This is a genomic window from Gimesia chilikensis, assembly GCF_008329715.1.
Lineage (GTDB): Bacteria > Planctomycetota > Planctomycetia > Planctomycetales > Planctomycetaceae > Gimesia > Gimesia chilikensis.
This window is the reverse complement of the sequence record NZ_VTSR01000025.1, coordinates 1-13,400: the sequence shown is the minus strand read 5'-3', so window position 1 is coordinate 13,400 and position 13,400 is coordinate 1. Positions and strand designations below refer to the sequence as shown.

Sequence of the window (13,400 nt, the reverse complement as noted above, 5' to 3'; positions counted from 1 at the left end):
AAACCAGGAAGCAATGGCAACAATTTGCTTTGGTGGGAAACTATTTGTAATCGGAGTTACTAGCGCCTTGCCGCTCAGTTTTTACTGGTCTTTCAGGATGTGCGTGGGAATGCCGTCCAGGCTTTGCTGGTTTTTGTCGTGCCAGTATTTTTGCACTCCCTCCGGTCCCTGTTTGGTGGCCCAGGTGGTGAGCTGTTCGCGTTCTTCAACGTAATCGTAGAAGGGAACACCCATGCCGCAGGAGGTCTGAACCAGATCAACCTGCATATCGAAGACCTGGCGGGCGCCGGGGTTCGGAGGGAAGTGGGCGGCGAGTTCCGTCCAGTCGCTGTCGTAGGGATGAACCACGCGGGCCTGTCCGTAAAGACGGAGGATCAAAGGTTTGCCGGTGAAGGCACAGAACATGACAGTCATGCGGCCGTCCTGCTGAATGTGGGCCGAGGTTTCGTTGCCGCTGCCGGTCATGTTGAGCCAGATCACGCGGTTGGGGCCCAGCACGCGGAACGAGTCCATCCCTTTGGGGGAGACATTGATGCGGCTGTCGGCGGTGGCAGTGCCGACGAAGAACAGCCGCTGGTCGTTGATGAAGTCGATCAGTTTTTCGGAGAGTTCGTTAAAACGTTGTCCCATGGTTCGTCTTTCACAGGGAAAAAGGAGGTCAGCGGTCGTCGGGCGGGAGCATCATAGCAGAGGGACAATTCGAAGGCAAAATCGGTTCGGCTGGAGGCGGAATGGGATGTGGTATTTATAAGTTTCCTTAAGTTTGGAAAGCGTCAAATCTGCACAAAATGGGGCCAATTTCAGAGACGCACGCCGCCGGGACCATTACAATAAATGAAACAGCATCCCGCCTGTTTCCATCCTTTGGTACTCTCACAGAGACGACATACCCGAACTCAGCCTGTTCTCAGAAGGCTTTTGAGGAGAAACCGATGACGAATTCCAGTGCGCTTAATCGTCGTGACTTTATTAAAACCGCTGCTGCCGCCAGCACGGTCTTTTCTGCCCCCCTGATCATTCCCGGCACCGCGCTGGGCCTGAACGGCACCGTTGCTCCCAGTGAGCGAATCATCCTGGGGGGAATCGGCATTCGTCGACGGGGTGGCTATGTGCTGAGCCACATGCTCGAACAGCCCGATGTGCAGTTTGTGGCGATCGCCGATGTGCGTGCGGATCAGCGGAAGACCGTAAAGGAAATGGCCGACAAAGCGAATGGCGATCAGAAATGCGAAACCTATCGCGATTTTCGCGAGCTGCTCGCGCGGGATGACATTGACGCTGTGTTGATTGCCACGGGGGACCGCTGGCACGCGACCGCTTCGATGATGGCTGCGGAAGCGGGGAAAGACGTGTATTCCGAGAAGCCGTGTGCGATTTCGATCGAACTGGCCCGCAAGCTGCAGCAGACGATTCAACGAACCGGCCGTGTATTCCAGGCGGGGACTCAGCGGCGGAATGTGTCGAACTTCGCGCATGCGGCGCACCTGGCGCAGTCCGGTCAGCTGGGGAAGATTCATACCGTACACGCTTCGATCTATCAGTTGATCGATCGTCACGACTGGCTGCCTGCGGAACCCGAACCCGATCCGGAAGTAGTCGACTGGAACATGTGGCTCGGCCCTGCACCGTGGCGTCCTTATAACCATGCCTATGTGGATGGTGCCTGGCGCGGTCATTACGATTTCGATTCCGGGGCCAAGCTGCTCGACTGGGGCGCGCATACGCTGGATATCTGCCAGTGGGCGCTGGAAGCGGATGACACGATGCCCGTGACCTATGAACCGATGGATGTGCCCAACGACAATGTGATCGAGTGCGTCTACGAAAACGGCGTGAAGCTGGTCATGCGGCGGAATGGCTGGATGGGTCTGGGAACCTGTCCGGTTCGTTTCGAAGGGGAAGAAGGCTGGGTCGAAACCGGCGACTCGGGACAGACGGCTGTTTCCTCGAACCGGTTGCGGGCCTCCCTGCCCTCGCCGAGTGCGATTCCGGGAACGTCGCCCAAGTTCCATGTACGTGATTTCTTTAACTGTGTGAAAACCCGTTCGCAGCCGGCTGCAAATGAAGACGTGATGGCCCGTTCGCACATCGCCTGCCACGCGGCCGCGATTGCCTGGAAGCTGGGTCGCAAACTGCAGTTCGACCCGGTCAAAGAAGAATTCGTGAATGACGATGAAGCGAACCGCATGCGGAGCCGCGCCATGCGGGAGCCGTGGACCGTTTAGTCTACGCCGCTGACCGTCGTCATCCGTTTTCCTGAATCAGCTTTAACTACTTCAGCACCTGAGGGATCCTCACTCATGTTCTCGTTCAGATTCTGTCTGCTCACAATTCTTTCTATCAGTCTGTTCTCTTCAGCCAACCTGGTGTCCGCCGCGGAGAAATCCGATTCGGAAGCAACCCGGCTGGTCAACGTTCTTAATTCCGATGCTTCCACTTACGACAAAGCGATGGCCTGTCGTCGGCTGGCGGCGATTGGCGATGCGAAGTCCGTGCCTGCGATTGCTAAATATCTCGGTGATGAAAAACTGGCGACCTACGCCCGTTCGGCTCTGGAGAATATCCCGGCTGACGCCGCCGATCAGGCTCTGGAAGCGGCTCTCAAGTCGGTCAAAGGGGACCAGCTGGTGGGGGTGATCAACTCGCTGGCGAAACGGAGAGACAAAGGGGCGACCGCTGAACTGGCGAAACTGCTGGCGAATGATAATCCGAAAGTCGCGATTGCAGCAGCGCATGCCCTGGGGGCGATTGGTACAAGCGATGCGGCGGCTGCGTTGAAACAATCGCTGGGAACCGACCGGGGTGCGGTGAAGCAGGAGGTCGCGTTTGCCCTGTTGATGTGTGCCCGTTCGCTGGCCGACAAAAACAAAGGACAGGCAGTCGAGCTGACGGAAGTGGTGTTGCAGGCGGATCTGCCGGAGAACGTCAACCTGGCGGCGACGCAGCGGGCGATTGTGCTGCTGGGTAAGGATGGATTCGACCTGTTAGCGAAAACACTCAAAGCCGACGACCTGGCGCGATTCCGGGCTGGTCTGCAGGCAGCACGTAAGGTGGGACCGGAAGCGTCGACGACGTTAGTGGCCGTCTATCCGGAGCTGTCTGACGAGCGGAAGGGGCTCGTGATTGCCGCGCTGAGTCAGTCTAAAAATGCGGGTGCTCTGCCTTTGATTCAGCAGGCACTGAAAAGTGAGAGTGAAGCCTTACAACTACAGGCGGTTCTCTCGCTGGGTGAGCTGGTGTCTGTGTTGAAAGCTGACGAACAGCTGCAGGTGCTCGGAGCTTTGTTTGGAAAGCTCAAGCAGAATCCATCTGCTCTGACCGAGGCGACTGCAGATACGATTGGAAAAATGAACGGCAGTCAAACTGCTGACAACGTGCAGTCCGCGATTGAAGAGAGTACCCGGAAGCTGGTCGAGAGTGAGGCACTCTCTCAGCAACTGGCGGGACTACAGCTGGCCGGTGATTGTCGGCTGAGTTCGTTGACTCCCGCTGTCTATCAGCTGGTGGGTCACTCGAATCCGGAAGTCAAACAGGCCGCCATCCAGGCACTGGGTGGTACGACGTCTTCAGACGATCTGCCGAAACTGATCACATTGGCGGTGAAGAACCCCGGTGATGCTGCGATCAGCGATGCCCTTAAAGCGGCTTGTGCCCGGCTGCCACTCGAAGAGACGGCCCAGACCCTGGCACAGGCGATGGAGGGAGCATCGATTGAACAACAGCAGCTGATCCTGAATCAGCTGGCGGCCATCGGCGGCGAGACCGCTTTGAAAACCATGGTGGCGGCAGCTCGTTCGAATGAAGATGCCTTACAGAACACAGCGACCGACCTGCTGGGCAAATGGGTGACGATTGATGTCGCACCGCCGCTGCTCGATCTGGCGCAGTCACTGGAGAATCGCAAGTATCAGATCCGTGCGCTGCGGGGATACATCCGCGTGGCCCGGCAGCTGAATATGACGCCGGCTGAACGGCTGGAAGTCTGTCGTAATACGCTCGCGAATGCGGAGCGGAACGATGAGAAGAAGCTCGTGTTTGAAGTGCTGCGGCGTTATCCGACTCCCGAAGCGGTCAACTTCACGATCAATCTGCTCAAGGAAAAAGATCTGAACGTTGCCGCGTCTGCGACGATTGTTTCGTGGGCCGAACGGGGAACGCCGATCGAGAACACACTGCTGCGAGATGCGTTACAGCAGGTGATAACAACGACAGACAACGCAGGTCTCAAGCAGCGGGCAGAACAGCAGTTGGAGCGGATCAGTGCTCAGGCGGCGCAGGAAGAGCAGGCGCTCGGGTTTCAGCCGCTGTACGATGGGAAAACATTTAACGGCTGGCATGGGAACGAGGAGATCTTCCGGATCGAAGATGGTGAGATCGTCGCCGGCAGCCTGACGGAGAAGGTCAAGCAGAACGAGTTTCTGCGTTCCGATAAAGAGTACGAAGACTTCGAGCTGATCCTGGAATTCAAGCTGCTGGGTGAGAAGACCAACGCGGGTGTGCAGATTCGTACCGCAGAGATCCCCGACGATCATGAAGTCAGTGGTTTCCAGGCGGACCTGGGGACCGGGTACTGGGGCTGCCTGTATGACGAATCGCGTCGACGGAAAATTCTGGCCGGTCCGCCCAAAGAGATTCGTGATCTGCCCGTTCGTATGAATGACTGGAACACGTATCGGATTCGCTGCCAGGGGCCGCGGATTCAGCTCTGGATCAACGGGGTGCAGACGGTCGATTATGTCGAACAAGACCCGCAGATTCCGCTGAAGGGAATCATCGCGCTGCAGATTCATGGGAACCTCGTGAACCAGGTGCACTATCGAAATGTGCGTTTGCGTGAGCTGTAAACGAGCCTGAACGCAGGGAAAAACGGTCGTTCTGCACAATTTTGGCGGCCGCCCCTTGCGATCATCGTCTGTGCCGCGAAAATAGGGGTTGAGTTTCGTTTTTCACTTCGTTCGACCCCGATGAGGCACGGATGTCAGAGATTCCGCAACACATTGAAGACCTGTTCGCGCAGCTGAACCCCCAGCAACGGGCGGCGGCCTGTCACGATACCGGTTCGCTGTTGATCATCGCCGGTGCGGGAACGGGAAAGACGACCACGCTTTCACACCGGGTGGCCTGGCTGATTTCACAGGGCATCGATCCGAGCCGGATTCTGTTGCTGACCTTCTCCCGCAGAGCCGCGAATGAGATGGTCCGCCGCGTCGATGCATTGTTGCGGGCGATGGGCGACAGTCGCGAACACGCCGCCTCTGCCCGGTCGCGGAGCATCTGGGGAGGCACATTCCACTCCACGGCGGCGCGTCTGTTGAGACGCTATGGTCAGTCGATTGGTCTGCCGGATGATTTTACGATCATCGATCGCAGCGACGCCGAAGATCTGATGAGCTCTCTACGGAGTGAACTCGAACTGGGGAACAACGTGGCCAAGTTTCCCCGCAAAGGGACGCTGGTCGAAATCTACAGCCGCAGTGTGAATACCTGCCTCAAGCTGGAGCCGGTACTCGAACGGTATTACCCCTGGTGCCTGGAGCATGTGGACGCTCTCAAGCAGCTGTTTCAGGCGTTCGTCGATCGTAAGGAGCAGCAGAACATACTCGACTATGACGATCTGCTGCTGTTCTGGCACGCGCTCTCTTCTGATCCCGCGGGGGGCAAACTGCTGCGAGGTCAGTTCGAAGCGGTACTGGTCGACGAGTACCAGGACACGAACGTATTGCAGTCGGGTATCCTGAAAAATCTCTGTCCCGATGGAGCAGGTCTGACGGTCGTGGGCGACGATGCCCAGTCGATCTATTCCTTCCGGGCGGCGACGGTGCGGAACATCCTCGATTTCCCGGAAGAGTATCCGGGGACGACGGTGGTCACGCTGGAAGAGAACTACCGCAGCACGCAGCCGATTCTGGCGGCGACGAATCAGATCATCGACGAAGCGCATGAGCGTTACGAGAAGAAACTCTGGTCGTCGAAGATTGCCGGCGAGCCACCGATTCTGGTGGACTGCAGCGACAATAACGAGCAGGCCGACTTCGTGGTGACGCAGGTACTCGAACACCTGGAGGCGGGCATTCCCCTGAATCAACAGGCGGTGCTGTTCCGGGCTTCGCATCACAGTCTTGCGCTGGAAGTCGAACTGGCGCGGCGGAACATTGCCTATCATAAGTACGGCGGATTGAAGTTCATTGAAACGGCACACGTCAAAGACCTGATGGCGTACCTGCGACTGGCGGAGAACCCCCGCGATGCGGTTTCCGGTCTGCGCGTGCTGACATTGCTGCCGGGCATCGGTCAGAAGAAAGCACAGCAGCTGCTCAACCTGCTGGCGGAATCCGGGTTCCGCTTTGATGCCTGGTCGGAATTCAAACCACCGGCGGCGACGGTCGAGCACTGGCCCTTATTTATTCGGCTGATGAAGAACCTGTCATCGCCGCAGTCCGAGAAAAAAGGGATCTCGTCTGAAGTTCACCAGGTGCGGACGTTTTACAGTCCCCTGCTCGATCAGCAGTACGACAACGGGCCAGCCCGTCAGCGCGATCTGGAACAACTGGAGCAGGTGGCCAGCCGGTTCAGCAGCCGGATGAGTTTCCTGGAAGAGATCACGCTCGACCCACCCAGTTCGACACAGGACATCGCCAACGACAGCAGTAAGACGGACGACGACTTCCTGGTACTGAGTACGATTCATTCCTCGAAAGGACTTGAGTGGGACGCGGTCTATGTATTGCAGGCAGCGGACGGCAGCATTCCTTCCGAGATGTCGCTGGAGAGCAATGATGAGATCGACGAGGAACGCCGGCTGTTCTACGTGGCGCTCACGCGGGCGAAGAACTGGCTCTATGTCTGCTTCCCGCATCGTCAGTATTTTCAGAACCGGCGCTGGAACCAGGCACACAGTTACGCGCAGCTGACGCGGTTCATTTCTTCGAAGACGCTTCCCCTGTTTCAGCGGCGGCCTGCGTTTAACGCTGAGGATCTGGATACGCCCGAAGAGGCGCAGATCGAAACGACGGCCGAGGACATTCGTAAGAACATCCGTAATATGTGGTCCAACTGACTTCAGTCGGCGGAGTCGGTTGTGTCGTCAGCGGGGGTGTCGGCGTCTGCTTCCGATGTAGACTCTGAATCTGCATTCGTCGCGTCGTCCCAGGGTGATCTTTTGCGTGGCGGTGGTGGCCCGGGAAACTGGTAGTAGGTGCATTCGATGCGTCCGTTATACAGTTTGCGGCGGCGGGCCTTGCGGTCGAAGATGCGTTCGAAGCCGGGATGCGAGGTGAGCACGTAGATCGACCAGGTATCCAGGGGCGCGAAGGCTTCTTTCATCTGGCGGTAGATGACCTCGGCCTCTTCCTTTTCGCCGAGTCGCTCCCCGTAAGGGGGATTGGTGATGATGCAGCCGTACTTGCGGGGCGTGCTGAATTCGGCGACCGGTTGATCCTGAAAATGGACGAGCTCATCGACACCCGCTTCGCGGGCGTGGTAGCGGGCCATGCGGATCATGCCGGGGTCGATGTCGTAGCCCTGCAGACGGAATGAGAGAGCGTCGAGGTCCTGCAGATCGCGGGCTTCTTCGCGGGCCTCACTCCAGAGTTCGGCGGGGATTTTGTGCCACTCTTCCGCGACGAAACTGCGGTTGAGACCGGGGGCGGTGTTGGTACCGATGAGGGCGGCTTCGATGGGAATCGTACCCGAACCACAACAGGGGTCGACCAGGGCACGTTCGTTGTTCCAGTAGCTGAGCTGAATCAGACCGGCTGCGAGTGTCTCTTTGAGTTGGGCACCGGCGGTCAGTTTACGATAGCCGCGCTTGTGCAGACCGGGGCCGGTGGTGTCGATGCAGACTGTGGCGCGATCTTTGAGGATCGAGACGCTGACCGAGTACATGGGGCCGTCTTCGGGGAACCAGTCTTTGATGTAATGATCCTTGAGGCGTTCGGCGATCGCTTTCTTGACCATCTTCTGGGAGTTTTTGGCGCTGTTGATTTTGGAGCGGACCGCGGTGGCTCGCACGGGAAAGCGTGCGGAGGGGGGCAGCCAGCGTTCCCATTCCAGGTCGCGGGTTTCGTCGAAGAGATCATCGAAGTCGAGAGCCGTGAATTCGCCGAGGCAGATCAGGATGCGGTCGGCACTGCGGAGCCAGAGATTGCAGCGGCAGATCGCTGCTTTATCCGCCTGGAACATGACGCGCCCGTTTTCGACGGTCTGGTCTTCGTAGCCCAGCTGCTTCAGTTCGCGGGCGACGACGGCTTCGAGTCCAAAGGTGGACGTGGCGATCAGGGTGAGCGGATCAGACATGCGGACAGTGGTTCTTTTGGGATTTCAGTAAAACGGTCAATACCGGTAGAAAATGGGTCGAACGGTGATCATACTCTATATAAAGATCTCCCTCGAATTCTACCCGACAACTGATCATAAAGAAGGTTTTCAACATGCGGAATACTCCCCACCCTCATAATCGGCTTCCCCGACGGGATTTTCTGAAACAGGCGTCTCTCTCGGCCCTGGCGGGCACCATGCTGGCCGGCGGCGCAGCGGAAACAACGTCTGTGCAGGCGGGCGAAACGAAAAAAGAGAAGTCGGCGGGCGGTTATCAACTGGGGGCGTTCACGAAGAGCTTTCAGGACATGCCGATTCCCGAGGTGTGTAAAGCGTTCAAGTCGATCGGCCTGGACGGCCTCGATCTGACCGTGCGGCCCAAGGGGCACATCTTGCCTGAGAATGCCGAGCAGGAACTGCCGCAGGCATGTGCGGCGGCGAAAGAGGCGGGTGTGAAGATCCTGTTTCTGACGACGATGATTGAAGAGCCCGACAAAAACGCCGAACGGATTCTGGCGACCGCGCAGGAACAGGGCATCGACCGGATCAAGATCGGCTATTACCGCTACAAGCCGTTCGGCACGCTGGCGCAGCAGCTGAAAGAGACGACGAAGAAAATCGGCAACGTTGCGAAGCTGTGTCAGAAGTACGAAATTCTGTCCTGCGTGCACGTGCACTCGAATGCGTTTCTGCCTTCGCATGGAACACAGCTGTATCAGCTGATCCAGGATTACTCGCCGCAGGAAGTCGGGGCGTACGTGGATATGCTGCACATGGTCAAAGAGGGGAGCGGCGACGGCTGGCGGCAGGGCCTCGATCTGCTGGCTCCCTGGATTTCATTGTGTGCGGTGAAGAACTTTTCCTGGGAGCGGGGTGAAGGTCGCGATAAGAAAGGCCATCAGAAATGGGAAGTCAAAACGGTTCCCGTGGCAGACGGCATTTCACCGATTCCTGAATACGTCGATGTACTGCGGAAGCTGGGTTACGAAGGGATCTTCTCCCTGCACAGTGAGTACAAGGGCCGGCACAGCTGGAAAGAGTTGAGCACGCAGCAATGCCTGGACCAGACGGCCGTCGATGCGAAGTATTTCCGTTCGCTGTGGTCGTAGGTTTGAACCACGAATCGTATGGAATTGATGACTACCACGGACGGCACGAAAAGATTTCTGGGGTAGGGGCAGGCCTGTGTGCCTGCCCGCCTGTTGGGCCACGTGATTTTATTTAAGGTGTGGATGGAACCTGTGGATGGTTCGATTTCCTGACAGCAAATTCGTCGAACTGCGGGCGACCACGCAGGGTCGCCCCTACCGCGGATCTGGTTTGTATCAGGCCTTTTCCATAACGGATTAGATGAACCACGAAAAGCACGAAAGACACGAAAACAAAAAACAGGGATGGGCCCGAATGGAATTCGGGCCGAGCGCAGCGAGCAGGAAACTCACAGTGTGATCTGTGAACCTGTATCATTTTTTTTAAATATGGAATATTAGATGCCGCGAGTTTCGTTACTTGAAAATTTAGTCACGAATCTGAAAGAGAGAAATGATCCCTCTTCTCGATTGTATCTCTCGAGGCAAGAAGCATATCGATTGTTGAAGTTTCATACGGGGCAGGATTTTGGAGACAATACGGAGCAATGGGAACAGTGGGTTCACCTTCATCCAGAATCAATGCATCGTCAGGACCTGAGTAAGATTCAGAGCCCAATCATGCAATGGATCAATCTTGAGGTCGGTGATATGAAACAAGGAATAGATGATTAACGTCGAATGAGTGTATTGTCATTAAACTCCAACTGTGCGGCAAGGCGCTACCCGTCGGTTGTGTGTGACAGAGCTTTTGATATTCTCGGTGTTTAGCGCCATTCCGCTCTGGATGGGGTGCCTGTTTATGGTTCGGATGATCTTTGCTGCTCTGACCTGTCTGGTCGTCTGTCTGACTGTATTGACGGCTGATGCAGCGCAAGCCGAGCGACCGAATATCATTTTGATCATGGTCGACGATATGGGTTTTTCCGATCTCGGCTGTTACGGCAGTGAGATTGAAACGCCGAATATCGATGCCCTGGCAGCGGGGGGCGTGCGGTTCTCGCAGTTTTATAATTCGGGACGCTGCTGTCCGACACGGGCGACGTTGATGACGGGACTGCATCCGCATCAGACCGGGATTGGCTGGATGACGAATCCGCCGAATCAGACGCGGGGCTATTCCAAACCGCCGGCTTACCAGGGGTATCTGAATCATCAGTGTGTGACGTTAGGTGAAGTGCTGGAGACAGCCGGCTATGCGACTTACATGGCGGGGAAATGGCACTTGGGATTTAACGACCAGGATCGCTGGCCTTTGCAGCGGGGGTTCGAAAAATATTTCGGTTGTGTTTCGGGGGCGACGCGGTATTTCCATCCGGTAGCACCGCGGGGGATGACCTTCGGCAACCAGGATATCGAAAATCCGGAGAGCACGACGGATCGTCCGTTTTATACGACCGATGCCTTCACCGATTACGCGATTCGTTTCCTCAAGGAACATCAGGAAAACGCAAATCAGAAAACGGATCCGTACTTTCTGTACCTGGCTTATACGGCGCCGCACTGGCCGCTACAGGCGCATGAGGAGGAGATCAAAAAGTATCGGGGTAAATACCGGATCGGCTGGGATGAACTCCGTCAGCGCCGGCTGGCCAAACAGAAACAGCTGGGATTGATCTCTGCAGACACGAAGCTTTCTCCCCGTGATGCAGAGGTGCCGGCCTGGGAGACGTTGAAGCCTGAGAAGCAGGACGAGATGGATCTAAAGATGGCGATTTATGCGGCGATGATCGATCGGATCGACCAGAACATCGGCAAGCTGGTAGGCTGGCTCAAGGCGCATGATCAGCTGGACAACACGCTGATTCTATTCCTCGCGGACAACGGAGGTTGTGCTGAAGGGGGCGTGCTTGGTCGGGGTGAGTTCCGGGATGTCGAGAAGCGGAACCAGGAGCACAGCAACAGTTACGGGAAAGCGTGGGCGAATGCGTCGAACACGCCTTTCCGGCTGTATAAGCATTTCGCGCATGAGGGAGGAACGTCGACGCCGTTCCTGATGCACTGGCCGGCACAGATTCAGCCGCGCGCCGAGTGGTACACGAGCCCGGCCCAGCTGATTGACGTGATGCCGACGCTGCTCGATGTGGCGGGAGCCGACTATCCGGAAACGTTCGCCGGCAACAAGATTCACACGCTGGATGGAATTTCACTGCGTCCGGCGCTGTCGGGAAAGCCGCTGGAACGGGGGCGACCGATCTTCATTGAGCACGAGAGCAACGCGTTCGTGCGTACCGGTGACTGGAAGCTGGTGGGACGAGGTGTGTCGCCGGCCAAGGGGTATCAGCCACAGAAGTGGGAGCTGTACGATGTGAAAGCAGATCGTACGGAGCTGAATGACCTGGCGGAACGGAGGCGGGCGGTGGTGGATGATCTGAAGTCGCAGTGGGAGGCGTGGGCGAAACGCGTGGGGGTTTATCCGAAGTGAGATGGACCGCGAAAGGGTTAGCTTCCTGTGATTATTTACTACCACGAAAGGCACGAAAAGCACGAAAGGAATTTCAGTCGTCAGTTGTCCTCACTTTCGAGGGCTGCCATTTCCAATACGTCGAGATAGTATCTTGAAACGAATGTATTTAAGAAAAAGGGCGAACTGAAAACAATTACGGACTGATCTTTGATCCTCTTGATATCGAGTGTTTCGTCCGAAGCCAGATTAGTCTGATCCCAGACGAGTTTCACTACATCGGGTGTGACCTTATCCAGAGATGGTAATAAACGGCTCATGTCTTTCCAGAGCTCCCTGCTCTGTTCCTGAGGTCTGATCTGGTTAAAGAACCATTTATGCTTGACTGGGTCAAAGCGGTTTAGAGGAGTGTCTTCTATCGGATTTTCGCCAGACCAGGCATCCCGGATGAAACTAAGGTCCTGCATTAGAGACTCGTGGCTGGAAAAGTAAGTCGCGTGGGAATTAAAAGGAATCCTGGCGCCGGACCCCAGATACAGCTTGATCGAGAAAGGATCCAGGTGTGTGATGAGCAGGTCAAACAGATTACGAATTTTTTCTAAGTTTCGCTGAACGCATTTTTTGTAAGCCAGATAGCTCTCTTCTTTCTTGGAAATGTCTTCGTCGTCTCTAACCAGAACTTCTGGCTGAAAGAAGAAATGCTGGACAGGATTGAAACTGATTTCCCCCAGTCCTTCTTCTAGAGGATAGTGTCCACGGAACTGACCCGAGCCCCATGCACGCACTCTGAGACTTCCAAAATATTTCTTCGGTTTGTTCCCCGAATTCGTTTGATGGTAAGGATAGGATGTCGCAAGCAAAAGTTTATAGTCCGGCTGAACATCCAATTGATTAATTGTTTCGGTGAACTTATTAAGACGTGTTTTGGGATCTCGCTGCGAATCTTTGATGTCACTCCGATATTCTCGATAGGGTGAGAATTGAGTAATGTTTAAACCATGCCAGTCTGAAGTGTATGAACTCCACTCGTTGACAGGCTTGATCAGCTTCCAGAACGTATCGATACAGTTGAATTCTGTCGTCTTGGGATAGATGTGGAGAGAGAGATCTTGTGACATTCTGTCTGGTTTTCAGTTTTCGGTGTCAGTTCCGTGAGATTGATATCTTCAAGACACTGTGGATGGTGATGGGTTCTATTCTATTACGGAATCGTTCTGAATGTGATCTATTTTCTGTATATGAGCTCATCCCTGCTTTTTCTGAGCGGCAAGGCGCCAGGCAGCGTTTCTTAATTCGGATGATATCTAGCAAAGACGTTTCAACCGGGGCTAAGGCCCTGCGACTAATTTTCTTTTCTGCTGTTGAAGTCCTGAAAACAAGAGTAACAGCATACCCTCGGCCACGGTGGATACTTACATAGCTAACGTTGTCGACCTTATGATCACGTAGAAAGCGATTAAATAAACGCTACCTGGCCGCCGGTAATTTTTTGCGACGTTGGATATAGTACTGGTGGCTAGTAACTCCGCTCTTAAGTTCGTTCCCACCAGAGCGGTTTTTTATGCTGTTTTCCTGATTTCTGTAGACTGCCA

8 protein-coding genes are annotated in these 13,400 nt (G+C 55.6%); 5 read left to right on the top strand and 3 right to left on the bottom strand.

Annotation, left to right across the window (positions count from 1 at the left end):
• Positions 1 to 81 precede the first annotated feature (81 nt).
• On the bottom strand, positions 82 to 630 hold the full coding sequence (locus FYZ48_RS25005) for a pyridoxamine 5'-phosphate oxidase family protein (RefSeq protein ID WP_149345266.1): 549 nt from the start codon (positions 628 to 630) through the stop codon (positions 82 to 84).
• Between the two features lie 302 nt (positions 631 to 932).
• On the opposite strand from FYZ48_RS25005, the gene FYZ48_RS25000 reads away from it, so the two are divergent.
• The 3 genes from FYZ48_RS25000 to FYZ48_RS24990 all read left to right on the top strand — a co-directional run bounded on the left by FYZ48_RS25000 (position 933) and on the right by FYZ48_RS24990 (position 7,057).
• Positions 933 to 2,225: a Gfo/Idh/MocA family protein gene (locus FYZ48_RS25000; protein WP_145443318.1), complete on the top strand. Its 1,293-nt coding sequence runs from the start codon at positions 933 to 935 to the stop codon at positions 2,223 to 2,225.
• Between the two features lie 75 nt (positions 2,226 to 2,300).
• Positions 2,301 to 4,844, top strand: a complete 2,544-nt coding sequence (locus FYZ48_RS24995) for a family 16 glycoside hydrolase (RefSeq protein WP_149345265.1) — start codon at positions 2,301 to 2,303, stop codon at positions 4,842 to 4,844.
• A 131-nt stretch (positions 4,845 to 4,975) separates the two neighbouring features.
• Entirely contained in the window at positions 4,976 to 7,057 is a 2,082-nt protein-coding gene (locus FYZ48_RS24990; protein ID WP_149345264.1) for an ATP-dependent helicase, read from the top strand.
• A gap of 2 nt (positions 7,058 to 7,059) precedes the next feature.
• Here the strand turns inward: FYZ48_RS24990 and FYZ48_RS24985 are convergent, their stop codons facing one another.
• Complete coding sequence (locus FYZ48_RS24985; RefSeq protein ID WP_149345263.1) at positions 7,060 to 8,295, bottom strand: THUMP domain-containing class I SAM-dependent RNA methyltransferase; 1,236 nt, start codon at positions 8,293 to 8,295, stop codon at positions 7,060 to 7,062.
• Between the two features lie 134 nt (positions 8,296 to 8,429).
• Here FYZ48_RS24985 and FYZ48_RS24980 point away from each other — a divergent pair, with 134 nt between their 5' ends.
• Together FYZ48_RS24980 and FYZ48_RS24975 are read left to right on the top strand one after the other, a co-directional pair.
• On the top strand, positions 8,430 to 9,425 hold the full coding sequence (locus tag FYZ48_RS24980) for a sugar phosphate isomerase/epimerase family protein (RefSeq protein WP_149345262.1): 996 nt from the start codon (positions 8,430 to 8,432) through the stop codon (positions 9,423 to 9,425).
• A 781-nt stretch (positions 9,426 to 10,206) separates the two neighbouring features.
• Positions 10,207 to 11,829, top strand: a complete 1,623-nt coding sequence (locus tag FYZ48_RS24975) for an arylsulfatase (RefSeq protein WP_149345261.1) — start codon at positions 10,207 to 10,209, stop codon at positions 11,827 to 11,829.
• Positions 11,830 to 11,909: 80 nt separating this feature from the next.
• Here FYZ48_RS24975 and FYZ48_RS24970 read toward each other — a convergent pair whose 3' ends face one another.
• Complete coding sequence (locus FYZ48_RS24970) at positions 11,910 to 12,926, bottom strand: hypothetical protein (RefSeq protein ID WP_149345260.1); 1,017 nt, start codon at positions 12,924 to 12,926, stop codon at positions 11,910 to 11,912.
• Between the last annotated feature and the right edge of the window lie 474 nt (positions 12,927 to 13,400).

Bases quoted from the DNA above. Each gene is read 5' to 3' on its own strand.
- FYZ48_RS25000 (WP_145443318.1), top strand. From the start codon at position 933: ATGACGAATTCCAGTGCGCTTAATCGTCGTGACTTTATTAAAACCGCT.
- FYZ48_RS24990 (WP_149345264.1), top strand. From the start codon at position 4,976: ATGTCAGAGATTCCGCAACACATTGAAGACCTGTTCGCGCAGCTGAAC.
- FYZ48_RS25005 (WP_149345266.1), bottom strand. From the start codon at position 630: ATGGGACAACGTTTTAACGAACTCTCCGAAAAACTGATCGACTTCATC.
- FYZ48_RS24970 (WP_149345260.1), bottom strand. From the start codon at position 12,926: ATGTCACAAGATCTCTCTCTCCACATCTATCCCAAGACGACAGAATTC.
- FYZ48_RS24980 (WP_149345262.1), top strand. From the start codon at position 8,430: ATGCGGAATACTCCCCACCCTCATAATCGGCTTCCCCGACGGGATTTT.
- FYZ48_RS24985 (WP_149345263.1), bottom strand. From the start codon at position 8,295: ATGTCTGATCCGCTCACCCTGATCGCCACGTCCACCTTTGGACTCGAA.
- FYZ48_RS24995 (WP_149345265.1), top strand. From the start codon at position 2,301: ATGTTCTCGTTCAGATTCTGTCTGCTCACAATTCTTTCTATCAGTCTG.
- FYZ48_RS24975 (WP_149345261.1), top strand. From the start codon at position 10,207: ATGGTTCGGATGATCTTTGCTGCTCTGACCTGTCTGGTCGTCTGTCTG.